Raw genomic sequence first — 26,325 nt, forward strand, 5'->3', positions numbered from 1 at the left:
AAAGTATATTTGTCTTTGGACAAGGCCATGCTACAATGTGGAAAAAAAAGTTCCTGCCTTATGAACTTACGAGGAGTGAAGCTTGTGTCAGTTGATGTGTATTTAAATTTCAATGGAAACTGCCGTGAAGCTGTAGAATTTTATGCCAAGGTATTCGGTATCAGCGACCCGCAGATTATGACCTTTGGCGAAGCCCCGCCGAATCCGGACTACCCGCTCCCAGAAGCAGCCAAGGCTCTGGTTATGCATGCCCGCCTGGATGTTGACGGCAGCCATGTGATGTTCTCCGATGTCTTTCCCGGCATGCCCTTTACTGCAGGCAATAATATCAGTCTGGCGCTGGTGACACGCAATGAGGAGGATGTGAAATCCTGGTTCCATCAGCTGAAGGAAGGCGGAAGCGTGACTATGGAGCTGCAGGAGACCTTCTGGTCTAAATGCTACGGGAGCCTGAAGGATAAATTCGGCATTGAATGGCAGGTCAGCCTTGAAAGCAATGAAACCGCAGGCAAATAAGCCTGCCTGATTCAACCCAAAATCAAAGGATATGTCAGGTCTGGCAGGGGTGGGCACACTGTCCGGAGTGGCATATCTTTTTTTATTACCCTGGATTGCTGTATATTTATTAATGCGCTTTCAATAGAATCTGTGGTTTAATAAACATACAACTCTGCACTCATTCCACTGTAAAGGAGATTCGCCATGGAAATCTCAGCATTTCTGCTGCCCAAGGATCAGGTCGCTTTTATCACCTCCTCCATGTCAATGCTCGAAGCTATCGAACAGCTGGAGCAGCATTATTATTCAGCCATTCCGATTATTGACCATGAAGGAAAGTACGCTGGAACGCTGGCTGAAGGAGATCTGCTATGGAAGCTCAAGAATACAGCAGGGCTCAGCTTCGCTAACATGCATGAGGTTAAGGTTAGCGAGATTCAGCTGCATGTGCATAATGAGAGTGTCTACATTAAGGCTCAGATGGAGGATATGCTGACGCTTGCTGCAGACCAGAACTTCGTTCCGGTTGTTGACGGCACCGGCGTTTTTCTCGGTATTATCCGCCGCAAGGATATTATTGAATATTACACCCGGAATATAACAGACTAATCTGCAATGGAACAAGGCAGCCCTGCAGACCGGCTTAACGGCGGTCTGCAGGGCTGCCCCTCTTTTTTTATACAAATTCATTTGCTTGCTATACTATCTCGAACACATTTGTCAGCCGGGTCAGTTCAAAGATCTTCAGCACATTCGGGTGCAGGGAACGTAAGCGGATCGTACCGCCGTTCTCAACGCATTTTTTGTACAAGCTGACAATTACGCCAAGACCGGTACTGTCAATAAAGGTGCATTTCTGGAAGTCCAGCAGAAAGCGGTTCTCCCCGCTGTTAATGTAATCCCTGAGTGTTTCACGGAAAGCGCCCGCTTCATCCACAGAGAATACTGCCGGCATATCAATCGTAATCTCCTTCAAGCTACTCACCCCTTATAATGAATTTTTCTACCAGGAATTCCAGCTCATTAGCCATAGCACTGATCTCCTCGGCTGTGGATACGAAATTATTGACTGTAGCTGCCTGTTCCTCTGTTGCACTGGATACGCTCTCTGTGTTTTGGACCGACATTTCGGAAATCGTCCCCATGGAATCAATCAGCCTGATGATCTGGTCAGAGGTGGCTACCTCATCTCTTGTAATCTCAAGAATTTCCTGCACACTTCCCGTTATCTGCTCAACCGATTCAATGATATGAATAAAAGCTTCGTCTGTCTCCTTGACGATCTGCACACCGCTGTCCACTGCTTCGGAAGCCCCGCTCATCGCTTCAACAGCCTGGCTGATTCTGCCTAGCATATCGGAGACCAGCCCGCTGATCTCTTCCGCCTGACGATGGGTTTCATCTGACAGCTTCCTGACCTCACCTGCCACCACATTGAAGCCGCGCCCGTGCTCTCCCGCCCGTGCAGCCTCAATCGCCGCGTTCAGCGCAAGCAGGTTCGTCTGTCCGGCAATGGCATTAATGGTACCTATAATTGTCGATACCTTATCCGAGAGCTCGCTGACGGCAAGCAGCTGTTCACCCGTGTCCCTGGTACTGCTGCTGATCGTATCCATAGCCTCAACCGTATTATTGACACGCGTTCTGCCAGCCTGTGCGGCATCATTCGTATCACTGGCATTCTTTGATGTTGCTGAAGCCTTGCTCTGGGCAAGCTGCACCAGACTGGAGAGCTGTACCAGCACCTGTGAGGCATTAACAACGGAATGGTTATTGTTCTCAGCACCCGCAGCAATCTCCTGGGTACTGGAACTGATCTCTTCAATTGAAGCACTAATCTCCTCAGAGGAGGCTGCCATTTCTTCAGACATTGAGGTCAGTGCCTCTGAGCCGTGCCTTACCTTCTTAATAATGGCTTCCTGTTTGTCGATCATGGCATTAAAGGATTCACTGAGCGCCTGCAGCTCGTCCCTTGTATGTATAGCGGTATGTACCGTTAGATCGCCGTTCCCTGCCCGCGACATTGCTGCCTGCAGCTTCTTGACCGGGTTAATGATGTAGCGGGTTGTGAAGGAGTACCCCAGAAGCAAGGCAATTACGATGAACGAAACAACAACCAGGAGCGTTGTGGTGCGGATCTCGGCTGCCGGCTTCATGTACTCGCTGTAATTGGCAGTTGTAGCCACAACCCAGTTCCCCGCCGGCTCGAATGATACAAATTTATAGACGCCTTCATATGTATAGAAACCGTGCGAGGTCTCCCCGTTCTTCATCTGCTGAACAAGCGTGTTCAGCTCCTTATTGCTGTTACCGTCGAGATTTTCCTTAAGCACCTTATCAGCATCGGGATGATAGATTATGAGCCCGGTCCGGTCAATCATATAGCTGTAACCGCTCTCTCCGGTATGCGTCTCAGCAACCGGAGCGGTAATCGTATTGAACAGCACTGTTCCGATTAGAACACCGGTAATGCTGCCGTTCTGGCGCAGCGGCCTGGCCACAGCCACGATATTCTGATTGCTGTCCTTGGATATAAGGACTTCACTGACTGCCTTTTCGCCTGCCAGTGCCTGGCGGAAATATTCACGGTCCTGTACATTCAGCTCAGGTGCCATTGAACTGCTGGTTATCAGAACCTTGCCGTTCACATCGGCAATGATCAGCGACTCCATCAGCAGCACATTATCCTGCTGAATGCCTGATATATAGGAGAAGGCTGACTCTTTCGCATTCTGTACTGACGGATTACCGGCAAAGGCAGCCAGCGAATCATTGCGGCTGGCAACATCCAGGAAGTTGCCTGCAGCTGTAAGCTCGTTCCCGACTGCCTTGGCGGCTGAGCTTGTTGTTCCTTTCAGCTCCTCTTCAATCGTTGTCTGCAGGGCTGTTGAGGCCAGATTGTAGGAGACTACGCCGGAGATCGTCAGCGGGATGCTGATGATCAGGAACAATAGGATACTCATTTTTACCTTGATACTTAACTTCACTACATTCTCCCCTTTTTAATCTCAGCAGACCTTATACACAGCGGCTGCTCAGTGAGTGCATACGGACTTGTTAATAAATATCGTATTATGGATCATCTCTGCACTGTCCGAGAAGCAGCGGATCAGGTATAGACCCCTTCCGCCATCCTCCAGCAGTTCCTCATCCCCGATCTGATCCGGTATGACCAGTCCACACGCTCCGGCGCCGGAATCCTGCACCTGCAGATTGAGCAATTCTCCGTTCAGCAGATAACGGATGGTGATCGGCTTGGTACAATCGCTGAGATTCCCGTGATAGTAAGCGTTAGTTACAGCCTCCATCAGAATCAGGCGGATATCAAACGCATATTGCTCCAGATCGAGCTCCTGAATAATGCCTTCGATAATACTCTGGTGGTTTCCCAGACCACAGAACATCACTTCTTTGTGTAAGATTTCCATAGTTCACTTCCTTGGCTCAAGTAATATGCAGGCTCAGCCAGGTACAGTCATCCTGCAGTACTGAACCTGTAATCTTGCTTTGAAGATATCCCTGGTCCCGGCAAAGCTCATCTGCATCAAACAGCAGTTCCATGCCGTCACTGTAGAAACAGAAACGGTCGCCTGTCTGAAAACACACTGTTTGCTGCTCAAATTCACTGCAGTCGAACATTCCCAGCGGAGTGCCCTTTACAATGATCTTCCTCCCGTCCCCCCCGGACGGCACATACATAAATTCGTTGATCCCGGCACCAGCCGCCTTGAGCACGCCATTGCCAAAATCAAGCTGAAAGCAGCAGCCGGCAATATAATCCTCACCCATGTGCTCTATTGCTTTACGGTTTAAATCCTGCAGTATACGGGCCGGGTCCTGACCGCTCTGCAGACTGTCCATAAACATAACACGCAGGGCCGAAATACTGAGCGCCGCGGAAATTCCTTTACCCGCTACATCGCCGATGATACCAAGTACTTCTGATTCATTGATCCGGTGAAAAATAAAAAAGTCCCCGCTAAGCGTATTCGCCGGTATATAGAGCTTGTCAAGAACCGCTCTGCCTTCCAGCGGAAAACTGACAGCGTGCCGCTGCTCCTGAAGCCGGATCGCACGGTCAAGCTCCTTTTTCTTCTGTGTAATATCACGGCACACCAGTTGCAGCGCAGAGGTGTCATTGTAGCTGATCGGCACGCCGGAAATTTCCAGATCATAGATCCGCCGGTCGCTGCGCCGGATATAACGCTGTTCAATCCGGAAGCTGTCCTTTATGCCTGTCATTGCCTTAAGCTTGTTGTATTCTGAGCCGCTGAGCGGCTCCTCAATGAAGAAATCATCAATACTTTTGCCGAGCAGCTCCGCCTTCGGTGTGCCGAACAGCTTCTCTGTCCGCTGGTTGGCGAACAGAATCGTCCCTCCGCTGTATACCAGTATCACCTCGGGGCACAGCTCAACCAGGTCCCTGTACCTCTCCTCGCTCTCCCGCAGCCGCTTCTCCGAAATCATCCTTTCACTGATATCATGGATGACTGTATACACACAGTTGCGGCCAAGAATATTCATGGTCCCGGTATGAATCTCCACATCGGTCAGTCTTCCTGAGGCCAGCCTGTGCCTGGCAAGGAATACCTGATTTCCCCTGTATCTCCCTCCAGGCAGAGCACTGCTTAAAAAGGTTCCGGCTCCGGCCTCCGGCTCTGCACTCAGATCTGAAATCTGCAGCTTACGGAAATCACCCAGCCGGTAACCGTAAAACTGGCAGGCCGCCCGGTTCGCATCCACAATACTGCCGTCCGCCGGGTCAATCATCAGGGTAATCAGATGGTTGTTCTCATAAATACAGCCGTAATGATCCATACACTGTTCTGCACTGGGCGCTGCCAGCTGATTCTTGCAATTCTTGTCTGTTGCCATGAAGTGATCCTCTATTCCATTCGGAATTAAATTCATATCATTATATAAATTCCCGCGTCAGGTTACCGTGAATTTCGACACATTTAGCCAAATAAGGAGAAATTCCCGAAAAAATAAACCTGGCCGGTATCATGCAAGCATGGTACCGGCCAGGTTTATTTAAATTCATTTTACAGCTGGGTTAGAATAACTGTTCCTTCCGGCGTAATTGCCAGCGTGTGCTCATATTGAGCAGACAGCCCGCCGTCAATGGTCCGCGCTGTCCACCCGTCCGCGTCGACCTTAGTCCGGTAGCTTCCGGTATTCAGCATCGGCTCGATCGTGAACACCATACCTTCCTTCAGCCGGGGACCCTTTCCGGCAGGACCGTAGGAAGGAACATCCGGCTTCTCATGCATCTCCGAGCCGATACCATGACCGATAAAATCGCGTACCACCGAGAACCCGTTGGATTCGGCGTAGGACTGGATTGCATGGGCAACATCGCCGATGCGGTTACCGGCAACCGCCTGCTCGATCCCTTTGAACAGGGAATCTTTGGTTACATCGAGCAGCTTCTGCGCCTGCTCGCTGATATTCCCTACACCGTAGGACCAGGCGGAGTCAGCCAGCCAGCCATTCAGGTTAACCACCATATCAACCGTTACAATATCCCCGTCCTTAAGCGGCTCCTTCTTGGGAAAGCCATGGCAGATGACATCATTTACCGAAGCGCAGGTTGCATATGGATATCCGTGGTAGCCTTTTTGCTCAGGAGTGGCGCCCTGGGACAGGATAAACTTTTCGGCAAATTCGTCAATCTCCCAGGTTGTGATACCCGGCTGTATAATGCCGGCAATCTGCCGGTGACACTCAGCCAGTATTTTGCCGGCTGCCCTCATTTTTTCGATTTCTTCCATCGTTTTCATTATAATCATCTGATTCGCCTCTTCTGTACAGAACACATTACTCACTATAATGGCTCTTATAAATATTTTTGTTGCTTCTATATATTATGTAAGAAAACCGCCGAAAAACCAAATTTAATCTGGCTTAGCAAAAAAACAAACCCGTTCTCCGCTTGGGAGAACAGGTCTGCTCACCTGACTAACGTTTAGCTATGGAAGTTAAGGCCTGAGGTTACGGCAGAGACATAGCCGCTGCGGATGACAAAATCTCCGAAATGCTCGCCGCTGACCCGTTCGCTGGCATAGCGGACAATCATCGGCTCCAATGTCTCAACAATTTCTTGCTCGCCGATATTTTCCTTGTACAGCTTATTCAGCCGGTCACCGCTGAAGCCTGCTCCCAGATACATGTTATATTTACCCGGAGATTTACCGATAAAGGAAATCTCGCCGAGTGCCGGGCGGGCACAGCCGTTCGGGCAGCCGGTCATCCGGATGACAATCTCTTCATCTCTAAGGCCAGCCTTATCAATTATCGGCTCCAGCTTATCCAGCAGATGCGGAAGATAACGTTCAGCCTCTGCCATGGCCAGACCGCAGGTCGGCAGAGCCACACAAGACATGGCGCTGCGCCGCAGCGCTGTATGATGCGCACCGTCAGTCAGACCGTACTGCTTGGCTAGATCAGCGATTTTGCGTTTCTTTGCACTGCTTACTCCGCCGATAATCAGATTCTGATTCGGGGTAAGCCGGAAATCACCGGTGTGGATTTTGGCAATCTCACGCAGTCCGGTCATCAGCTGATACCCTTCCTCATCCTGAATGCGTCCGCTCTGGATATAGAGAGTCAGGTTCCATTTCCCGTCATAACCTTTAACCCAGCCGTACCGGTCACCGTTGTGGTCAAAATGGTATTCCCGTGCAGCTTCAAGCTCCCAGCCCAGCCGCTCCTGCAGCTCACCTTTGAACCACTCCAGCCCGTGGCGGTCAATTGTATATTTGAACCGGGCGTTTTTGCGTACCGAACGGTTGCCGTAGTCCCGCTGGATGGTCACCGTCTTCTCGGCGAGATCAACCATCTGATCCGGCCGGACGAAGCCGATTACCCGGCCAAGCTGCGGATACGTGCTGGTATCGCCGTGCGTCATCCCCATTCCGCCGCCCACAGCTACATTGAAGCCAATCAGCTTGCCGTCTTCAAGAATAGCGATGAAGCCCAGGTCCTGGGAGAAAACATCGACGTCATTGGAAGGCGGTACCGCCAGACCGATCTTGAATTTGCGGGGCAGATACACGGGACCGTAGATCGGCTCGACCTCAACATCCGCCTTGCTGTCAACCACCTTCTCCCCGTCCAGCCAAATTTCGTGATAGGCCGGAGTACGGGGAGCAAGATGGTCGCTGAGTTTGCGGGCCCAGTCATAGACCTCGGAATGAACCTCAGACTGGTAAGGGTTCGGGCTGCTCATGACGTTGCGGTTGACGTCACCACAGGCCGCCAATGTGGTCATCAGTGTGTCATTAATGGTCTTGATTGTTTTTTTGAGATTCCATTTAAGTACACCATGCATTTGAAAAGCCTGTCTGGTCGTCAAACGCAGAGTACCGTTGCCGTATTTGTGAGCCAGCTCATCCATTACGAGCCATTGCGCCGCTGAGGCTACACCTCCGGGAGCAACTACGCGAAGCATGAACTGAAAGGCAGGCTCCAGCTTGGAACGTTCACGCTCATTGCGCAGATCGCGGTCATCCTGCATGTAGCTGCCGTGGAATTTGAGCAGCCGGTTGTCGTCCTCAGGCAGTCCGCCAGTTATAGGATTGCGCAGCGTCGCTTCGAGGGCGCCGCGCAGATAATTACTCTCAAGCTTAATATGTTCAACATCACTTGGCGGTCCGCCGATCGGCTTCACCGCTGATTCATTATTCGCCACTATAAATCTTCTCCTTCCGGTGCCATCCGCTGTCCTTAATATACGTCGCGCTGATAACGCTGTTCCTGCTGGAGATTCTCCAGATAAGCTGCTGCAGCCTCGGGGCTTAGGCCGCCCTCCTCTTGAATAACGGTTACGAGCGCTGCATGCACATCATGCGCCATATGCTTCTCGTCACCGCATACATAGACGTGGGCACCTTCCTGCAGCCAGGCATACAGCTCTTTGCTGTGCTCAAGGATACGGTGCTGCACATACACTTTCTCCTCTGTATCCCGTGAGAAGGCTACGTCCAGCTTGCTCAGCACACCTTCATTCAGCATCCGCTGCCAGTCTGTCTGATAGAGGAAGTCGGTTACGAAGTGCCGGTCCCCGTAGAACAGCCAGGTCTTGCCGCCTGCCCCCTGCTCGCCGCGTTCCTCAAGGAAGGAACGGAACGGGGCGACTCCCGTACCCGGGCCGACCATAATGAGCGGAACATCCGGATTAGCCGGCAGCTTGAAATTCGGATTGCTCTGAATATATACCGGCAAGGTATCTCCCGGCTGTACGCGTTCGGCACAATGCACCGAGCATACACCGTAACGCTCTCGTCCATGCGTTTCATAGCGCACAGCACGGACTGTAAAATGAACCTCTTCCGGATTGGCGTTATAGCTGCTGGAAATGGAATAAAGTCTGGCCGGCAGCTTGCGCAGAACCGTTACAAAGCTGACGGCAGATGCGTTCCAAGGCCCGAAATCATGAATCAGATCCAGCAGATCGCGGCCCTGAATGTATGCTTTCAGCTCCTGCTGGGCTTCCGGAGCCAGCAGTGCCTGCAGGCCAGGTGCAGCAGACAGCTTCACCGCCTGTTCAAGCAGCGGTTTGGTCAGCACCGTAATCTCGTAATGGCGCAGCAGCGCTTCATGCAAAGTACCTGTATCACCTTTCTTATTCAAAGGCACTGTTTCATCTGCATTCCAGCCCATTGCTGCGATAATATCCGCTACCAGCTGCGGATGGTTCTCCGGATAGACACCCAGAGAATCGCCTGGCTCAAAGGTCAGGCCGGAACCGGCAAGAGACAGCTCCAGATGCCGTGTCTCCCTGTCCGAGCCGCGGCCGTTCAGGTTCAGATTCTCCAGCACTTCGGCCTGGAAAGGCTGATTACGGGAAAATGGAGACTGCGGCTCATCCGCCTTCTCAGCAGCCTGGACGGCCGCGTCAGCAAGCTGCGGCGCATTCTGCGGTCCGTTCAGCGCTTCGAGCACCTTGCCGAACCAGTCTGCCACCGGCTCATCATAATCGAGATCACAATCTGTGCGCGGACTCAGGCGGCGGCCGCCGAGCTCCTCAAGGCGCTGGTCAAAGTCTTTACCCGTCTGGCAGAAGAATTCATAGGAGGTATCCCCCAGCCCGAGAACTGAATAACGAAGGGATTCAAGCTGCGGCGCTCTTTTGCTGTAGAGAAATTCATGAAAGGCCCGGGCGTTGTCCGGCGGTTCCCCTTCACCGTGGGTGCTGACCAGAATCAGCAGGTTCTCCACCTTCTTGAGCGTATTCGGCTTAAAGGCATTCATTGCCGACACGTTTACCTGAAAGCCCTGTTCTTCGAGCTTGCGGGACAAGCTTGCAGCCAGCCGCTGGCAGTTGCCGGTCTGGGAGCCGAATAATACCGTAACCTCACGGGATAATGGAGGGGCGGCAACAGATACTGCGCTTTGGGCTGCCTGCACCAGTGCCGGCTGTTCAACAGCTTCAGGTGCTGCTCCGGCTCCCCGCAGGGACATTGCGGACAAATATCCGCCTAACCAGATTTGCTGCGACTCCGTTAAGGTCGGCAGCAGCCGGTTCAGCAGTTGGACCTGGTTCTCATCAAACGGGCTGTTCGTAACTTGTAGTTGCACCAATATGGACCTCTCCTTAGCAAAAAATCTTCTACTCTTCTAACATCTTGAACTCAGGCTATCACAATTATCAGAAACGATCAACGAGTCTAATCATGCCTCATTTTTGTCATTTTTGTCATTTAATCCAATAAAATGACGAAAAGCGGCTTAAATCAGAGTAAAACACTCCGATTTGGGCCGCTTCATTATTATTAATGATAAGATGCATTAGATAATCTGATATTAGAATTTTGCAGCCGGCCTTTTTTTAAGGCTTCCAGGCTCTTCTGCAGGTAATCCACCCGGGACAGTTTCCCTTTTACGCCGATGGACAAGCAGCATCAGAGGGAACCCAGTCAGCACCAGCAGCGCTGCAACCAGGAATACATCATTCACTCCCATTGTGAAGGAATGCAGCTGCAGCCCAGCACCTGCCAGCCCGCCTGCCCCGCTCAATTCATGGGCATGGATCGCCTCCCTGCTGGAGAGCAGCGAGGTGAACACAGCAATCGCCAGCGAGCTGAGCACATTGCGCACCCAGTTATTGATCGAGGTTGCATGCCCCGACCATTCCGCGGGGATTTCCTCCATGGAGGCCGTGCTGCTTGGTACGTTTGCCAGCCCGATTCCAAGATTCCTCACCACCATTGCCCATAAGATGAAATTATGGGCGATACCTACGTGGAGCCTGCTCATCAGAAGCAGGCCGGCAAAGATGCAGGCAATGCCGGCAGAGATCAGCCTGACCGGCCCAAAACGCGGATAGAGCTTGCCGACTACCGGGCTGAGTAGTGCAAGCAGCACAGAAGACGGAAGCAGAATCAGGCCGGTCTTGAGCGTAGTCGCCCCTTCCACCGTCTGAAGGAACAGCGGGGTCAGATAGGTTCCGGCATACATCGCTACCGTAACAATACTGTAGATGCTTAGCATCGCCGTAAAACGGCGGTTCTTCAATACACGCAGGTTAAGCAGCGGCACCTCTGTCCTCAGCTCGCGAAGAACAAAAAGAATGAGCAACACAACTCCGAGGGCAATCATGGAGAGTGTCTTCCAGGAGGTCCATCCCCAGCTGCCGCCCTGGCTGAACGCTCCCAGCAGAGACAGGCTGCCGAGCACTACCGTAAGCAGTCCCGGAACATCAAAGGACTTCGGAACATTCATCCGGTAATACGGGATTAGCAGCTGTGTCAGAACAACAGCGGCTGCTCCTACCGGCAGATTGATCAGGAACAGCCAGTGCCAGCTGGCGAACTGGAGCAGCCAGCCGCTGAAGGTGGGACCGACAGCCGGAGCAACCATAGCCGACAGGGACCAGAGGCTTACAGCAAAGGGCCGCCGCTCCTGCGGTATAACCTGAAAGATGATGGTCATCGTACATGCCATAATCAGCCCGCTGCAGGAGCCCTGCAGCATGCGGAATACAATGAGCATTGCAGGATTCCAGGAGACGGCACAGAGCAGCGAAAATAAAGTAAACCCTGCTAACGCGAATGTATATAGCCGTTTATAGCTGAATCGGCCGCCCAGATAGCCGGCCAGCGGCGCTGTAACACCAGTCGCCAGCATAAAGCCGGTAACCATCCACTGCATGGTGTGCAGTCCGGAACCGAATTGATCCATCAGAATCGGCACAGCTATATTAATCGTTGTGGTACTTAGCACGGAGAGAAAATTCCCGAAGAAAATAGCGGTCATTACCGGCCAGAAAGGAATCTTCCCTTTTTCTGCAAATTCCAAGAACAATCCCCTCCTTTATATTATGTCTATATTTACATATGCAACTTGACTTTATTAATGTTATAGCTACACTATGGTTATGTCAATGCTGACATATAGGCGATATTCGCGATAAAACCGGATGAATATAGACTGGAGGTCACTAGAGTAATGAATACACTGTCTTACGGGCTGCTTGCGCTGCTGACAGCGAACCCGCTGACGGGCTATGAACTGACGCAGGGCATCAAGCCGTTGTGGAGGGCCGGGCACAGCCAGATCTACCCCCTGCTGCAAGGTATGGAATCTAAGGGCTATATCACTCATGAACGGATTGAGCAGTCCGACAAGCCGGACAAAAAAATATACACTATTACCAGGGAAGGCATCTCTGTGCTTCAGGAATGGGTAAAGCTTCCGGCTGAGCCTGCCGTCCTGCGCGATGAGCTTCACTTCAAGCTCTACAGCCTGTGGCTCACTGAGCCGGAGGAGGCCAAGACATTGCTTCAACAGCGCGCTGCATTCAACCGGAGCGAGCTGGACCGGTATAATCTGCTGATCAAGGCCAATGAAGCACTGCGGGATGAACGCGGAGAGACACGGGAACTGAAAGCGACAACCTTCGGGCGGTATTTGCTGCTCCAGAAGCGGGTAATGGCGATGAAAGCTTCTATTGAGTTCTGCGAATGGGCGATCGGGGAGCTTGAGCGAGGCAGCCTGCCGCCTGAGGTGTAACACGGTCCACCCGCTCATTTGCATCCAAAAAGGCCGCCCGGCGAGTCATCTTCATGACTTATCAGGCAGCCTTTTACTTTTCAAGCTATTCAGTTCTCCTTCATTTGCCGCCGCTTATGCCGGCTGGTCTTTACTTGCTCCAGAATCAGATGGAGCAGGAAGAGCAGCATTCCGGCATTAATCGCCAGATCCGCCAAATTCATGATCCCCCCGCCCTTACCTAACATAAGGAAATCTGTCACCTGATGATATAGCACCCGGTCGATCCCGTTGCCGGCAGCCCCGCCTACCAGAAAACCGCTGGCCGCCTCCAGAAGCGGTCCCTGCAATTCCCCTTTGCGCCGGTAATAGAACACTGCCCCGATAAACAGCAGCGCCACAATGGCGAAGTACTTCCCGTATCCCTGAAACGAGCTGAAGGCAGCCCCGCTGTTTTCATAATAGGAAAAGGTCAGGTGTCCCTCCCAGAAAGGTACAATCTCCCCGAGCCGCATATTCGCCCGCACAATCCATTTGGCAGCCTGGTCTGCCGCAAATACCGTTATTGCAATCACATAAAAGAGCACAGCAGGCGCCTCCCTTGATCCCTTTACTATCCGCAAACGGATTCCTGCCTCAAGCTTATCACATGACTGAGGTTGTTTTCATCTTTGTCACATTTACCGCTGCCCTATTATAGAGAGTCCGGAATAACCGCAGGAATGAAAGCAGCGGCCCCCTTGATAAAGGAAGCCGCTGCTTTTCTGTTCTGCCGGCTAAAGCTAATTACCAGGCATAAGCCTCAGGAGCCGGCTTACCCGGACCCGGGAAGATTTCATCCAGCTTCTTCAGCGTCTCCCCGTCCAGCTCAATTTCGGCTACACGCAGAGAATCCTCAAACTGCTGGATGGTTCTCGGACCGATAATCGGCGCTGTAACTGCCGGATTAGCCAGTACCCAGGCCAGGGCAACCTGGTCCTCATGCTCTCCCAGCTCTTTACAGAGCGCAGAGAACTGCTCCAGCTTGCTGCGGTTCTGTTCAAGCTTGGCTGAACGGGCGCTGCGTACACCGCTCTTTGCCAGCGCATTTCGTCCCAGCAGCCCGCCTGCGAGCGGACTCCAGGGAATGACACCCAGACCCAGCTCCTGCGAGGCCGGCAGCACCTCAAGCTCCGGCGTCCGCTCAAGCAGATTATACAGATGCTGCTCTGAGACGAGACCGAGAAAATTACGCGCCTTGGCCTGCGCCTGAGCTGCGGCAATATGCCAGCCTGCAAAGTTACTGGAGCCGATATAATCAATCTTCCCCTGGGAGACTGCATTTTCAAAAGCACCCCAGAGCTCATCCCACGAAACATTACGGTCGACGTGATGCATCTGGTAAAGCTCGATATGATCAGTCTGCAGGCGCTTCAGCGAGCCGTCCAGATGACGTCTGATCTTATAAGCAGACAAGCCGGAACCGGAATTAGGCCCGTCAAGCTCATCGAACATATCACCGTAAACCTTCGTCGCCAGCACCACCTTCTCGCGCCGTCCGCCGCCCTGCTTGAACCAGCGTCCGATAATCTCCTCCGTCCAGCCGCGCCGTTCCTGGCCGCCGTAAACGTTGGCCGTATCAAAAAAGTTAATTCCCGCATCCAGTGCGGCATCCATAATCCGGAAAGCATCCTTCTCTTCGGTTTCCGGGCCAAAATTCATCGTGCCGAGACAGAGCTGGCTTACCTTAAGTCCAGATTTACCCAAATAGCTGTACTTCACTTATAATTCCTCCCTTGATCCTTGAATGGTTGTCCGCAGTTCATTTCCACTATACCCCTTAGAGTCCACTATAAGGCAAGGCTTTTCTGTCAAAAAAAACAAGCCCTGCAAACAGGACTTGTTCATGTAATCTCATTTATTATTCTCCTGAATGACCGCTGTCCGGAAACAGCACTTCTCCGGTCCCCTGCCGGATGTTATCCACAATCTCCTGGAGTGTTCCAGTCAGCTCATTGGGCGGATAGGGCTTGGTCAAGTATTTCTGCACATTATTAATCCTATTCTTGTCAGCCTTATCCAGTGCAGACGAGATAACGATCGGGACATGCTCGGTGCGTTCGTCATTCTTCAGCATCCGGATCAGATCCCAGCCATCCAGCTCCTCACCCAGCATGAGGTCCACAACAATGGCTACGAACGGTGTCTTGAGCGCCTGGTCAAAGGCCTGCTGCGGGTGATAATGATGGGTTACGCGGAAGCCCTTCCCCTTCAGCTCCTCCGACAGCAGCAGCGACAGGCTGTAGTCATCCTCAACAATCATTACGTTGGGCTTCTGCTCCTTCTCGGTATTCAGCCGGACCGGATCATCTTCATGGCGGCTCCCAGAGGTATACAATACCGGGAGGCTGAACCACACCGTTGAGCCTTCCCCTTCTTCCGACTCAATACCGATGGAGCCCTTCTGCTTCTCAATGATCTCCTTGCAGATGGCCAGCCCCAGGCCGGTTCCGCCGATCCGCTTGGAGGCGCTGTTGTCCACTCTTCTGAACTTCTGGAACAGCTGGCCGATCTGATTCTTCGGAATGCCGAGTCCATGATCCTGAATCTGTACGATAATCCGTTCACCCTCGTTATACAGTGAGACCTTAATCTCGCTGGCGCCCGGCGAGAACTTGATCGCATTGCTGAGGAGGTTCGTCATCACTTGTACAATCTTATCCCGGTCAGCCTCAACCTCGGCGTTGTGCGCTTCATCTTCCAGCAAAATCGTATGGCTAACACTGAGCTTATACTGATTAATGACTCCAAGGATAAGCTCGCTGAGATTCAGCGGCTCCTGATTGTACTGCTGGGTGCCTGATTCCATCCTCTGCAGATCCAGAAAGTCATTGATCAGATCGGTCAGCCGCTGGGCTTCCCGGTGTATGGTCTCCAGATACTTCAGCTGCTTCTCCGGCTTCATTGTTTTGGAGAGCAGCAGCTCCGTGAAGCCCAGAACGCTAGACAGCGGTGTCCGCAGCTCATGGCTGACCGTGCTGACCAGCTCCGATTTCATTACATCCAGCTCATATTCGCGGGTAATATCGCGGTGGACGAACAGCGTACCGAAGCGCGTCTCCCGGCGGAAGACCGGTATGGCGTACATGTCCACGTGCTTAAGCGGATCCTTGCCGATGGAATACTTCATTGAGCTGGATTCAATGAAATGCTCGGACATGGCCTTCTGATAGAACAGCTCCAGCTCTTCCGATTCATTGGCCATCCGGATGAAGTGCCCGGTCCAGCGCTCTTGCGGAATCAGATCGCCTTCAGACCAATCGTGATAGTCAAACAACTGGGCCAGCGCCTGATTCATCTGGAGCATGTCACCGTCCATCTGGACAAACTGGATGCCCTCATTAACATTATTAACAATATCGCGGTTCAGCCTGCGGCCGTGCTCAATTTCCTCATACATGAACAGGCGCTCGATAGCCAGTCCCACCCGGTTCATCATGCCCTTGATCTCGTTGATCTCTTCGTCATTGAAGGAATGACCGACCCGTGTCCCGCAGAATACAGCAAGCACTTCGTTCCCGGCATTGACAACCGTTGAATAATAATCATAGGATTGGACCGGCTCAGGCGCTATCCCCTGCTCGCGTTCCGTCGCCGGACGTTTGATAATATAGGATTTTTCCGTCTGCATCCGGTACAGCATATTGCCGCTCTCACTTCCCAGGTACCGCTCAACGTTCGCCAGCGGAACACCCTTGACCACAGTAATCTCATCCTTGACCAGGAAGAAGACGCTGGAGTCGAACGCATACTGCCGGTTCATAAATTCGATGAATTTCTCGGCGAATTCCTGTTTGTCCAGCGTGTAGGTGATGTCATGGTTCAGCTGATTGCTGCGCTCCAGCATGATTTTGGTCAGCTCCGTATTTTTGAGCGTCTCCGCCAGCTTCTGCTGGACATTTTTCATGGAGGTAATATTGTTTGCAATCAGAATGTACTGATAGATTTTTCCTTCATCGTTCAGGTACGGCATGATGGTCATATGCAGCCATGCCGGTGTCCCGTTCTTCATACCCAGCTCTACCTCGTCGCTCCACACGCCTCCGGTACTCAGCTTGCCGACGATCTGCTGCATTCTCGCAGCTTCCATGTTCTTCAGATCAAGCAGGCGGAAGGTGAAGCCAATCAGCTCCGAATTTTTGTAGCCGGTATAATCGCTCATGTTCTCATTTGTATGCGTGAAGATGCCCTTTGGCGAAAGGATCGCAACAGCGGACGACTGGTCAAGCGCCTTCATCATGCTCTCGATTTCACTAAGAGAGCGTTCTAGCTTGAACTGCTGATCCTGAAGCTCATCCTGCTGGGCATGCAGCTCCTCATTCTGCATCATCAGCTCTTCCTCTTTATCCTGAATACTGTGCGCCATATTGAGGAATGCCTCGTAGAGACGTCCGATCTCATCCTGCTTATGCAGCTTGCCGAGCAGAACAGCCTCACCGGCAGCAAGAGAATTACTGGCCGCCTCGAGCTTCACGATCGGATCAATGAGAATCTTGAGAATCCGCCAGATCATTAGAGTGAACAGCAGCAGCAGCATTGTACTTAAACCGAAGGCCAGCAGGGTGAATTCATTGGTCCGCTTCAGGGAATGATCCACCATGTCGCTAAGCTGCTTGTCAGAGCGCATCTTATATGCCTTAGTATAGGTCAGAAACTCGTTCACCGCCTGAGTGTTGCCTTCACTGGCCAGCGCACGCAGGCTGGTATAGTCATCCTGTTCAACAAAGCCGATTGCTTTGGGCAGGATCACATTCTGGTACTCGTCCACAAAGGTCTCCAGCTCCGACTTGAAGCTTGCTTCCTCTGCCGACAGCTTCAGCGCAGAATAATCGCTAAGCACGACCTTCAGCTTGTCCAGCGCATCATAGGCCATCTGAAGCTCATTGCCGCTTTTGAGCAGGCTGTAGCCCCGGGCCCGGAAAAACACCTCGTTCAGTGTAACGGCCATTTCATTAATGGTGCCAGCCTTATGCTGAAGCGCGTCCTGATTTCGGTCCAGTGTGGACTGTTCCGCATTTATATAAATAAAAAGACCCATACCGGACAGAAGGACCAGTGAGATCAGACCGGCAATGATACGGAAATATTTATTTTTGATGCTCATGTTACCAAAGCTATTTCTGATCACCCAGGATCCCCTCCACAATCTGCAAAAGCTCCATGGGGCTGAACGGCTTAGGCATGAAATAGCGGGCGCCCGCCTCTCTTGCCCTGCTCCGGTCACCCTCCTGCGCTTTGGCGGTCAGCATCAGAATCGGGGTGGCCGCCTTCACCTCTTCACTAAGCAGGCCAAGCAGCTCAATACCGGTCAGCTCAGGCATCATATAATCCAGAATGACCAGATCGAAATTATTCCCTGACAGCTTATTCATTGCCTCCCGCCCATTCTCGGCCGTATGAAGCTCAACCTCCTCCAGATCCTCAAGCGTATCCTCAATAAGCATGCGCAAAACATCTTCATCATCAACAATTAATACCTTCTGCACTGTTCTCTCACCTTTCGATTTGCACTGACGCCGTTCAACGCTTAGAATAAAAACCTGTGTGCCAGCCGCTCAACCCTCATCAGCAGCTCAGGCAGGTGGAACGGCTTGATCACATAATCATCCGCACCCATCTGCAGCGCATGAATTATGTCCTGCTGGTCATTTCGGCCCGTAAGCATAATAACAAGCAGATTAACCTCCGGATACCGGCTGCGGAGCTGCTCCAGCACCTCAAGCCCGTCCAGACCCGGCATAATGCCGTCGAGCAGGACAATATATTTATCATCAGGTGAATACCAGCTGGATTGCAGGAACTGGACCCCGCTTTCGAAGCTGCTCACCTCAACTCTGAAGTTATTGGCCGGCTTCCAGTTCATGAACTGTTGGGCAACAATTCTGCGGATCAGCGCATCATCATCAACCATAATTACCTTCAGCACCCTCTCTGCCTTGCCTGCCGGAAGGTACTCACTGTATAAGGTCGACTGGTTTCTTCCTGCATGCTTGCTGGCATAGAGCGCCTGGTCCGCATCCTCAATCAGCTCATCCGGGTCATCCCGGGAAGTGCGGATCTCCGTAACCCCCGCCGAGAAGGTAACATGGAACAGCTCCTGCTTGGCCCAAAATTCCATGTCCGCAAACTGCTTCTGAATCCGTTCAATAACAAGAAGCGCGGAAGCTGCGTCTGTATTGGGCATAAACAGGGCAAATTCCTCTCCCCCGTAGCGGCAGAAGGTATCCTCAACACGGATGGAGCTGCGTACCAGCTCAGAGAAGGCCTGCAGCACCTCATCCCCGACCAGATGGCCGTAAGTGTCATTAATCTGCTTAAAATAGTCCAGATCGAGCAGCGCCAGCGAAAAGGTCCGCTCCGTCCGCCGGAAATCGGAAACAAGCTGCTTCATCGTCTGATTGAAAAATTTGCGGTTGTATGCACCTGTCAGCTCATCGATAATAATCGATTTTTGCCATTCCTTTTTCAGCTCGAAGCGGTTCTTAATCAGGGCCAGAAACAGATCTATGTCCACCGGCTTAGGCACATAGTCCATTACACCGAGTGTATACGCGTACAATTGAATATCCTTGGAATGCTCCCCACTGATGATAATAATCGGAATCCGCTCTTTTTTGGCCTTGCCGATTATCTGGTGCAGCACATCAATTCCGCTCTGGTCCGGCAGCAGAATGTCCAGCAGAATCAGATCCGGGCGGCTTTCATAGAACAGCTTGAGCCCGCGCTCAGCTGACATGGCTATATTCACATAATAAGATTTACGCTCCAGCGATTCCCGCAGGAAAGCAACCAGCTCTACATCATCATCCACAAGCAGAATTTCATATTTATGTGGTTTGTCGCCGTTCGGCAGATTAGCTTCAAATTTGGGCTCCGGTATGGCACCCGTCTGTTCCTCATCTCCGAACAGCCCGAGCAGAGGAAATAAAACCTCACGCCATTCCGCCTCCAGCCAGACCTTGTCACTCTCATCCGAGAAATACAGCAGCGCACTGCCGGCAAACTGCTCCACCCGGTCCAAGCCGACTGTTCCTGAAGTTCCTTTTAAGTTATGCAGAAAACGGTAAATCTCCCTCTCACCGACCGACTGCTGTCCTGCCCATTTCTCCAGGGTTTGCCTAGTCCGCTGCTCGACAAGCTCTTTATATTTTCTCGTTGTCATCATTACTCCTTTGGAACGTTCTATCAGCTGTCAAACTATCAGTTCATCATTTTTTTCATATTCTGTCAACACTATTCTATAGAATAAAGGCGTCAAGATCAAAAATGTGATCAAACCGACAAAAAAACTTTGGTTGAAGCCTGTGCCGGCATTTGTGATAATGATTGAAACGGTTCATCCCGTTAAAGCGGCGGTCAAGTAGAATCGGCTGCGCCGTCCAAAACAGGACGATATCCGGTTCTGCCGGCAAGACAAGAATAAATTAAACAGGAGGCTTTGAAGTGAAGGGAATTATTACTGTACTGGGAAAAGACAAAGTTGGGATTATCGCCAGAGTCTGTACATACCTTGCCGAGCACAATCTGAACATTCTGGATATTTCACAGACGATTGTCCAGGACTATTTTAACATGATGATGATTGTTGATATTTCGGCGCCAAGCAAATCTTTTGAAGAGATCGTCCAGGATCTGCAGCATGTCGGCGAGGATATCGGAGTGGAGATCAAGCTCCAGCATGAGGATATCTTCAATATTATGCACCGCATCTAGCAGCCAAAGGAGACTTAAACATGATATCACGTGGTGAAGTTCAAGAAACGAATCAGATGATCCGGGAAATGAATCTGGATGTACGTACCATTACGATGGGAATCAGCCTGATGGACTGCTCCCATACCGACATGCGCGTATTTAACCAGAATGTATACGATAAAATTACCCGTTCTGCCGAGAAGCTCGTCAAGACCGGTGAAGATCTGGAGCGGCAGTTCGGCGTGCCGATCGTCAACAAGCGTATCTCTGTCACTCCAATTTCCATTGCCGCAGGGGCAGTCCACACGGATTCCTATGTGCCGGTTGCGGAAATTCTGGACAAGGCGGCCAAAGAGGTCGGAGTTAACTTTATCGGCGGCTTCTCTGCGCTTGTACAGAAGGGCTGTACCAAAGGCGACCGGATTCTGATCGACAGCATCCCTGAAGCACTGGCTGTAACCGAGCGTGTATGCTCTTCTATTAATGTCGGCTCCTCGCGCAGCGGAATTAATATGGATGCCGTAAAACTGATGGGTGACATCATCCTGCAGACGGCAGAGCGCACGAAAGACCGCGATTCGATCGGCTGTGCCAAGCTGGTAGTATTCTGTAACGCGGTAGAGGATAACCCGTTCATGGCCGGTGCCTTCCATGGCGTCGGGGAACGGGAATGTGTTATCAACGTCGGGGTCAGCGGCCCCGGGGTGATCAAGCGGGCGCTGGAGGAAGTTAAGGGCCAGGACTTTGAAACGCTCTGCGAGACGATCAAACGGACCGCCTTCAAGGTAACCCGGGTCGGCCAGCTTGTCGCCCAGGAAGCCTCCAAACGGCTCGGTGTTCCGTTCGGCATTATTGATCTGTCACTGGCGCCTACCCCGCTGATCGGGGATTCCATCGCCGAGATCTTCCAGGTTATGGGTCTGGAGGAAGCCGGAGCTCCCGGCACTACAGCAGCGCTGGCGATCCTCAACGACAATGTCAAAAAAGGCGGCGTTATGGCCTCTTCCTACGTCGGCGGATTAAGCGGTGCCTTCATTCCGGTCAGTGAGGACCATGGGATGATTCAAGCCGTGCAGCGCGGTGCGCTGACACTGGAGAAGCTCGAAGCAATGACCTGTGTCTGCTCCGTCGGGCTTGATATGATTGCCATTCCAGGCAGCACCAGCAAAGAAACGCTCTCCGGCATTATCGCGGATGAAGCAGCAATCGGCATGGTCAATAACAAAACAACCGCAGTCCGGCTGATTCCGGTAATCGGCAAGGACGTCGGCGAGATGGTTGAATTCGGCGGTCTGCTCGGATACGCGCCGGTCATGGCTGTGAATCCGTTCAACTGTGCCGGATTCGTGAACCGCGGCGGACGGATACCCGCACCGATTCACAGCTTCAAGAACTGATTGTACAAAAACGCCGCCCCCTGAAGTCAGGCGGGCGGCGTTTTTGTTGATTGGTCCGGTATCCGGGAATGACATGTCCTGCAGAGGTACAAGCAGCGGCACTTCCCTCAATGCAGGAGAGAAGGCCGGGCAGGGATATGCCCCAGCTTCTCCGGCCCCACGACCAGGTAGAAGCTCTGGATCTGCTCCCCGCTGCGGCTCAGGCCAAGACATAGCACAGCCTTGACCACTTCCTGCATGCGGTAGACAAGACTCTCGTCCCCGTTAACCAGCTCGATCGAGGGCTCCCAGGTTCTCATCTCGTTCAGCACTCTGTGCGAGGTCAGCAGGGCAAGCACCCCTTTGCGGCCGGTCATCGGCCGGAGGATGGTATGAACCTCCTGCCCGCCTCCGTCGGCTATGAGCACAGGCTGCTCGGTCAGCAGAGCCAGCATCCCGCCCACATCGTGAGCAGCGAAGGCGGCAGTAAAGCGTTGAAGCATGATTCTGCGGGCCTGACCCGGCGCTGGTGAATGTACCGAAGGCGCCGGCTCAGCCTGCAGCGTGCGCTTCACGCGGCTGAAAATCTGCCGGCAGTTGCTCTCCCCTTTGCCGACCATCCCGGCAATTGCCTCATATTCGTACTGATAAGCCTCACGGAGGACAAATACGGCTCTTTCGACAGGCGACAGCTTCTCCAGCAGAACCAGAAAAGCAAAGGAGAGCGAATCCTTACGCTCAGCCGCTGCCTCCGGCCCGTCATACAGCTCACTCACCGGCTCGGGCAGCCATTCGCCGATATAAGTCTCTCTGCGGCTGCGGGCCGAGTTCATGAGGTTCAGGCAGCGGTTGGTAATGCTTTTTGCGATATATGCCTTGATGTTATCAATATCGTCAAGCTCACGGCGCTGCAGATCCGCGAAGCAGTCCTGCAGCACATCCTCTGCATCTGCCGCAGAACCCAGCATACGGTATGCGATGGAGAAGGCATATCTTTTGTAGTGTAGGTACAGCTCCTCAAACCTCTCTGTCTGCGTATCGAACACGATTCGCCCTCCCGCCCGTGTTATTAGAACAAGCCCGGATACATCCCCGTCGATATAGCAATCCGGTTCCAGCTGTTAATCGTATTGATGCTCATAATCCAGTCTACGTATTCTTCCTCGCTGACAAATTCGCGCACATGGTCATAGACTGCCTGCGGCACCCCGTCCCGGCTGATATGGGTAATTGCCTCGGCAAGCTCCAGCACCGCCCGTTCATGAGGTGTAAAAATAGGAGCCTCACGCCATACACAGACCAGCAGCAGCTTATCCTGATAATCTCCCAGCTTCAGCAGGTCCTTGGCGTGCATATCCAGGCAGAACGCACAGCCGTTAATCTGCGACACTCTTATTTTAACCAGCTCGGTAAGCACCTTGTCCAGCCCGCGTCCTCCGTTATGCTGTTCCAATGCCATCATAGCCCGGAATGCCGGTGCGTTAACCTGTCTGTAATTGAACCGTAAGCTCATTTCTAATCGCCTCCATAAGTGTTATTCATTAATGGAGACAATACGGGGCAGGAATGTGTGACAAAAACGGCTAAAAAAGTTTTCGTTAAAATGAACCGGCCGGCTTAAGCCCGGGCCCGCTTGCTCCTGCGGATCGAAACCATCCGCCAGCCTGTCAGCAGTGCGGACACGAGGCAAATTGCCGAAGAGGTCAAGAACACTACATGCATCCCCGACAGGAAAATATCCGGGCGCCCTTCGACGAGTCCGGTAACCCGGTAACCTGCTTTGCTGCTCATCACATTGAACAGGATTGAGGTGGCGATCGTAATTCCGACTACCATCCCTACGTTGCGTACCAAAGAATTCACGCTGCCGGCCGAGCCGAGCTGGGTACGCGGCACCTTGCTCATGATCAGCGAATTGTTCGGTGACTGGAACAGGCCGCTGCCGACACCAAGCATGGCGATCCATACACCAACCAGAATGACTGAGCTTCCCTCATGCAGCCGGGCCAGTCCAAACTGGGCAATTACCATGACGATCAGGCCGGCAAAGGTCAGAAATTCAGAGCCGATTTTATCAGAGAGCGCTCCGCTCAGCGGTGCAATAATAACCATCGAGATCGGGAAGAGCATCAGCAGAAATCCGGCGGAGAACGGCGTGAGTCCGAGCATATTCTGCGCATAGAACGGCGAGATAATATTGAAGCAGAAATTAGCCGCGAAAACCAGGAAGGCGCAGAGAATGCTCAGTGAAAATAACGGGTTTTTGAACAAGGACAGCTGCAAAAGCGGTGCGGAGCTGCGAAGCTCAACAAGGAGAAAGGCGGCGAACGAAGCAGCGGCGGCAGCAAGTGCCGTGATGATCCGCACATCGCTATAGCCGAGCTGCTGCCCAAGCAGCAGGCCGGCGAACAAGGTAATGATAAAGAATGAGAACAGCAGGCTGCCCGGCAGATCTATTGTTGACTTTACTCTGACCAGATCCTTAGGCAGCACCTTCATCCCCAGCACAAACGCGATTATGCCAATCGGCACATTTACCCAGAAAATATATTCCCAGCCCAGCGTAGACACGATAATACCGCCCAGACTCGGGCCGGCGATGCTGCCAAGCGACACAAAGGTACCAATCAGGCCAAGCGCCTTTCCCCGTTCACCAGCCGGAAAAATATCCGTCACAATCCCCTGGCTGTTCGCCATCGTCATTGAAGCGCCAACCGCCTGGATCACCCGGGAGACAATGAGAAACGGCAGACTGGTGCTGAGCCCGCAGAGCAGAGAGCCGATGATGAACACAACCGTTCCGATTCTGAAAATCCGGATTTTGCCGGCCATATCCCCCAGCTTGCCGAAGAACAGAATAACAGCGCATATTGCCATTAAATAACCGGTAGTGACCCATTCAACCTGGGCTACCTGGAGATTGAGCTGCTTCACCAGCACCGGCAGGGCAATGTTGACAATACTCCCGTCCAGTGTGGACATAAAGGTAAATAAATTTAGAACAATCAGGATAATCCAGCGCTTCTTCTGAACCGCCGCATCATCCTGATAGGTTGCACTAATGGAAGACATACAAAAACACCCTCTTGCCTCAGTTTTCGGATATAGTTGCGTGCGCAACAATCCATATCAACCAGTGTACAGCAAACTAGTTGCGTGCGCAACAGCTTTACGGTAAACTTTCAGCAAGGGCGGATCGCGAGTGCCGCACAAAACCAAAGAGGTGTGTCCGTAGTGAAAAAAGAACCGCTCGGCAAGCTGATCGCTTACCTTCAGCGCCAGAATAACAAAATATTAAGCAGGGAGCTCCAGCCGTACGGCCTTGGCAGCGGCGGACAGCACAGCTTCCTCAAGCTGATTCTCGGCAATCCCGGCATTACCCAGGATCAGATGACAAGTGAAATGAAATTTGATAAAGCGACCACAGCCCGCTCGGTGAAGCACCTGGAGCAGCTTGGCTATATTGAACGCCAGCCCGATCCCAAGGACCGGCGCTCCTCCCACCTGTATCCTACCGCAAAGGCACAGGCTTTTGCCCCTGAATTTCAGGCCATTCTGGACGGCCATAATGCCAGAATGACTGCGGAGCTGACAGAGGAGGAGTCCGATACACTGGTGGCGCTGCTCCAAAAGGTCATCCGCAGCACCGAAAAGCTGACTTAGCTGAATCCCCCCTTCTTTATGTGGACCGGCTGGGCCGGTATGAAGGACATTCATCTGCCTCCAATTTTACTCAATCGGCCCGGATGGAGTGGGATGAGAGGCAGTTTTGCCTCTCATTTCGCTCGTTTGGCTTGCCGGGGCGGAATCAGAGGCAGTTTTGCCTCTCATTTCGCTCGTTTGGCTTGCCGGGGCGGAATCAGAGGCATTTTTGCCTCTCATTTCGCTTGTTCGGCCTGCCGGGGCGGAATCAGAGGCATTTTTGCCTCTCATTTCGCTCGTTTGGCCTGCCGGGGCGGAATCAGAGGCATTTTTGCCCTTAGCCTCAACCGCTGCTCACGTCAGGCTGATGCCGTCCAGAATATAATCCCAAGTAACATTATCCCCTGCCCGGTTCGGAATACTGAGCGAGCAGATCCCCGGGTATCCCCAGCCGTTGTTAACCACACCTTCCCGCCCGTCAACCCCGTTCACAATCAGAATCAGAAATTCTCCTCCGGTCAAGGTGCTCAGTACGCGCTGAAGCTCGGCAGCCTCCTCATACGTGCTGCCCCAGCGGATGAACAGCGTCCTGCTGCTGGCCCCAAGCTGATCCAGGAGGCGCTGGCTGCGCAGCTCGATTTTACTTTTGAATCCGGGATACACTGCACTCCACTCCTGCCCCTCCAGCACCGGGAAATCATGGACTGATATAACATTGTAATGAAAGTCCTTAATAAAATAAGATCTGACCGGCATGACCACTTCATTCTCCACAAATACATCATTACCATCGACCGGCGACATATTCTCAAGCTCCATATAACCTGCAAAACGGCTGCTGAGCAGCCTGTTCACATCTGTAAGTGATAAGGAAACCACCCAGTCTAGCGGAGAAGAAAAGGTTCTGAGGCCTTTTCTCCGCAAATGCGCCGCCGGTTCACAGGAGCTGCCCAGGCTGACGATACAGTCATAGGCTCCCTTTATCTCACCCAAATCCATTTGCCTCACCCCACACTGTTATTTCAATATTAAATGCTTCCGGCGGCTGAAAGGTTTGGATGGTAGATTAAGTTTCCTTTGC

23 protein-coding genes are annotated in these 26,325 nt (G+C 52.4%); 6 read left to right on the forward strand and 17 right to left on the reverse strand.

The window, feature by feature from the left end; translation table 11 throughout:
- The first annotated feature begins 84 nt into the window (after positions 1–84).
- Together BN3772_RS15475 and BN3772_RS15480 are read left to right on the forward strand one after the other, a co-directional pair.
- The gene (locus BN3772_RS15475) at positions 85–516 is read left to right on the forward strand and encodes a VOC family protein (RefSeq protein WP_042200543.1); all 432 of its coding nucleotides are present in this window, start codon (positions 85–87) and stop codon (positions 514–516) included.
- A gap of 186 nt (positions 517–702) precedes the next feature.
- Positions 703–1,107: a CBS domain-containing protein gene (locus BN3772_RS15480; RefSeq protein WP_042200545.1), complete on the forward strand. Its 405-nt coding sequence runs from the start codon at positions 703–705 to the stop codon at positions 1,105–1,107.
- Positions 1,108–1,195: 88 nt separating this feature from the next.
- On the opposite strand, the gene BN3772_RS15485 is transcribed toward BN3772_RS15480, so the two are convergent.
- The 8 genes from BN3772_RS15485 to BN3772_RS15520 all read right to left on the reverse strand — a co-directional run bounded on the left by BN3772_RS15485 (position 1,196) and on the right by BN3772_RS15520 (position 11,799).
- Complete coding sequence (locus tag BN3772_RS15485) at positions 1,196–1,474, reverse strand: STAS domain-containing protein (RefSeq protein WP_209443658.1); 279 nt, start codon at positions 1,472–1,474, stop codon at positions 1,196–1,198.
- A 1-nt stretch (position 1,475) separates the two neighbouring features.
- Positions 1,476–3,485, reverse strand: a complete 2,010-nt coding sequence (locus BN3772_RS15490) for a methyl-accepting chemotaxis protein (RefSeq protein WP_042200546.1) — start codon at positions 3,483–3,485, stop codon at positions 1,476–1,478.
- 48 nt (positions 3,486–3,533) lie between these two features.
- Positions 3,534–3,926 (reverse strand): ATP-binding protein, encoded by a 393-nt coding sequence (locus BN3772_RS15495; RefSeq protein ID WP_042200547.1) that lies wholly within the window; start codon positions 3,924–3,926, stop codon positions 3,534–3,536.
- Between the two features lie 16 nt (positions 3,927–3,942).
- Positions 3,943–5,373, reverse strand: coding sequence for a SpoIIE family protein phosphatase (locus tag BN3772_RS15500; protein ID WP_052380529.1), 1,431 nt, complete (start codon positions 5,371–5,373; stop codon positions 3,943–3,945).
- A 170-nt stretch (positions 5,374–5,543) separates the two neighbouring features.
- Positions 5,544–6,290: a type I methionyl aminopeptidase gene (gene map, locus BN3772_RS15505; RefSeq protein WP_042200548.1), complete on the reverse strand. Its 747-nt coding sequence runs from the start codon at positions 6,288–6,290 to the stop codon at positions 5,544–5,546.
- Positions 6,291–6,466: 176 nt separating this feature from the next.
- Positions 6,467–8,191: an assimilatory sulfite reductase (NADPH) hemoprotein subunit gene (gene cysI, locus BN3772_RS15510; RefSeq protein ID WP_042200549.1), complete on the reverse strand. Its 1,725-nt coding sequence runs from the start codon at positions 8,189–8,191 to the stop codon at positions 6,467–6,469.
- A gap of 35 nt (positions 8,192–8,226) precedes the next feature.
- The gene (locus BN3772_RS15515; protein WP_042200637.1) at positions 8,227–10,080 is read right to left on the reverse strand and encodes an assimilatory sulfite reductase (NADPH) flavoprotein subunit; all 1,854 of its coding nucleotides are present in this window, start codon (positions 10,078–10,080) and stop codon (positions 8,227–8,229) included.
- Between the two features lie 225 nt (positions 10,081–10,305).
- Positions 10,306–11,799, reverse strand: coding sequence for an MDR family MFS transporter (locus BN3772_RS15520; RefSeq protein WP_244444756.1), 1,494 nt, complete (start codon positions 11,797–11,799; stop codon positions 10,306–10,308).
- A 150-nt stretch (positions 11,800–11,949) separates the two neighbouring features.
- Here BN3772_RS15520 and BN3772_RS15525 point away from each other — a divergent pair, with 150 nt between their 5' ends.
- A complete protein-coding gene (locus BN3772_RS15525) occupies positions 11,950–12,513 on the forward strand; it encodes a PadR family transcriptional regulator (protein ID WP_042200550.1) in 564 nt (187 codons plus the stop codon).
- A gap of 89 nt (positions 12,514–12,602) precedes the next feature.
- Here the strand turns inward: BN3772_RS15525 and lspA are convergent, their stop codons facing one another.
- From lspA to BN3772_RS15550, 5 genes are all read right to left on the reverse strand, one after another.
- The gene (lspA, locus tag BN3772_RS15530) at positions 12,603–13,079 is read right to left on the reverse strand and encodes a signal peptidase II (protein ID WP_042200551.1); all 477 of its coding nucleotides are present in this window, start codon (positions 13,077–13,079) and stop codon (positions 12,603–12,605) included.
- A 199-nt stretch (positions 13,080–13,278) separates the two neighbouring features.
- On the reverse strand, positions 13,279–14,253 hold the full coding sequence (locus BN3772_RS15535; RefSeq protein WP_042200552.1) for an aldo/keto reductase: 975 nt from the start codon (positions 14,251–14,253) through the stop codon (positions 13,279–13,281).
- 139 nt (positions 14,254–14,392) lie between these two features.
- Complete coding sequence (locus BN3772_RS15540; protein ID WP_157643601.1) at positions 14,393–17,659, reverse strand: ATP-binding protein; 3,267 nt, start codon at positions 17,657–17,659, stop codon at positions 14,393–14,395.
- Positions 17,646–18,017 carry a response regulator gene (locus BN3772_RS15545; RefSeq protein WP_042200554.1) on the reverse strand — a complete coding sequence of 124 codons (372 nt, stop codon included), beginning with the start codon at positions 18,015–18,017 and terminating at the stop codon, positions 17,646–17,648. The genes BN3772_RS15540 and BN3772_RS15545 overlap by 14 nt, the downstream gene beginning before the upstream one ends.
- Before the next feature lie 41 nt (positions 18,018–18,058).
- On the reverse strand, positions 18,059–19,696 hold the full coding sequence (locus BN3772_RS15550; RefSeq protein WP_086074599.1) for a GGDEF domain-containing response regulator: 1,638 nt from the start codon (positions 19,694–19,696) through the stop codon (positions 18,059–18,061).
- 278 nt (positions 19,697–19,974) lie between these two features.
- On the opposite strand from BN3772_RS15550, the gene BN3772_RS15555 reads away from it, so the two are divergent.
- Positions 19,975–20,244 (forward strand): ACT domain-containing protein, encoded by a 270-nt coding sequence (locus BN3772_RS15555; RefSeq protein WP_042200557.1) that lies wholly within the window; start codon positions 19,975–19,977, stop codon positions 20,242–20,244.
- Between the two features lie 23 nt (positions 20,245–20,267).
- Positions 20,268–21,623 (forward strand): PFL family protein, encoded by a 1,356-nt coding sequence (locus BN3772_RS15560; RefSeq protein ID WP_244444760.1) that lies wholly within the window; start codon positions 20,268–20,270, stop codon positions 21,621–21,623.
- Positions 21,624–21,730: 107 nt separating this feature from the next.
- On the opposite strand, the gene BN3772_RS15565 is transcribed toward BN3772_RS15560, so the two are convergent.
- The 3 genes from BN3772_RS15565 to BN3772_RS15575 form a co-directional block, all read right to left on the reverse strand.
- Positions 21,731–22,648, reverse strand: a complete 918-nt coding sequence (locus BN3772_RS15565) for a sigma-70 family RNA polymerase sigma factor (protein ID WP_244444757.1) — start codon at positions 22,646–22,648, stop codon at positions 21,731–21,733.
- A gap of 23 nt (positions 22,649–22,671) precedes the next feature.
- Positions 22,672–23,115 carry a carboxymuconolactone decarboxylase family protein gene (locus tag BN3772_RS15570; RefSeq protein WP_042200562.1) on the reverse strand — a complete coding sequence of 148 codons (444 nt, stop codon included), beginning with the start codon at positions 23,113–23,115 and terminating at the stop codon, positions 22,672–22,674.
- Between the two features lie 104 nt (positions 23,116–23,219).
- The gene (locus tag BN3772_RS15575) at positions 23,220–24,674 is read right to left on the reverse strand and encodes an MFS transporter (RefSeq protein WP_042200564.1); all 1,455 of its coding nucleotides are present in this window, start codon (positions 24,672–24,674) and stop codon (positions 23,220–23,222) included.
- Positions 24,675–24,836: 162 nt separating this feature from the next.
- On the opposite strand from BN3772_RS15575, the gene BN3772_RS15580 reads away from it, so the two are divergent.
- The gene (locus tag BN3772_RS15580; protein ID WP_042200565.1) at positions 24,837–25,265 is read left to right on the forward strand and encodes a MarR family winged helix-turn-helix transcriptional regulator; all 429 of its coding nucleotides are present in this window, start codon (positions 24,837–24,839) and stop codon (positions 25,263–25,265) included.
- A 333-nt stretch (positions 25,266–25,598) separates the two neighbouring features.
- On the opposite strand, the gene BN3772_RS15585 is transcribed toward BN3772_RS15580, so the two are convergent.
- The gene (locus tag BN3772_RS15585) at positions 25,599–26,243 is read right to left on the reverse strand and encodes a DUF1796 family putative cysteine peptidase (RefSeq protein ID WP_042200566.1); all 645 of its coding nucleotides are present in this window, start codon (positions 26,241–26,243) and stop codon (positions 25,599–25,601) included.
- Between the last annotated feature and the right edge of the window lie 82 nt (positions 26,244–26,325).

The organism is Paenibacillus camerounensis, from assembly GCF_000723885.1.
Lineage (GTDB): Bacteria > Bacillota > Bacilli > Paenibacillales > Paenibacillaceae > Paenibacillus_AQ > Paenibacillus_AQ camerounensis.

What these genes read in the sequence shown, in the direction of transcription:
- BN3772_RS15575 (WP_042200564.1), bottom strand. Translation starts at nt 24,674, where the DNA reads ATGTCTTCCATTAGTGCAACCTATCAGGATGATGCGGCGGTTCAGAAG.
- BN3772_RS15550 (WP_086074599.1), bottom strand. Translation starts at nt 19,696, where the DNA reads ATGATGACAACGAGAAAATATAAAGAGCTTGTCGAGCAGCGGACTAGG.
- BN3772_RS15495 (WP_042200547.1), bottom strand. Translation starts at nt 3,926, where the DNA reads ATGGAAATCTTACACAAAGAAGTGATGTTCTGTGGTCTGGGAAACCAC.
- BN3772_RS15500 (WP_052380529.1), bottom strand. Translation starts at nt 5,373, where the DNA reads ATGGCAACAGACAAGAATTGCAAGAATCAGCTGGCAGCGCCCAGTGCA.
- map (WP_042200548.1), bottom strand. Translation starts at nt 6,290, where the DNA reads ATGATTATAATGAAAACGATGGAAGAAATCGAAAAAATGAGGGCAGCC.
- BN3772_RS15480 (WP_042200545.1), top strand. Translation starts at nt 703, where the DNA reads ATGGAAATCTCAGCATTTCTGCTGCCCAAGGATCAGGTCGCTTTTATC.
- BN3772_RS15585 (WP_042200566.1), bottom strand. Translation starts at nt 26,243, where the DNA reads ATGGATTTGGGTGAGATAAAGGGAGCCTATGACTGTATCGTCAGCCTG.
- BN3772_RS15570 (WP_042200562.1), bottom strand. Translation starts at nt 23,115, where the DNA reads ATGAGCTTACGGTTCAATTACAGACAGGTTAACGCACCGGCATTCCGG.
- BN3772_RS15525 (WP_042200550.1), top strand. Translation starts at nt 11,950, where the DNA reads ATGAATACACTGTCTTACGGGCTGCTTGCGCTGCTGACAGCGAACCCG.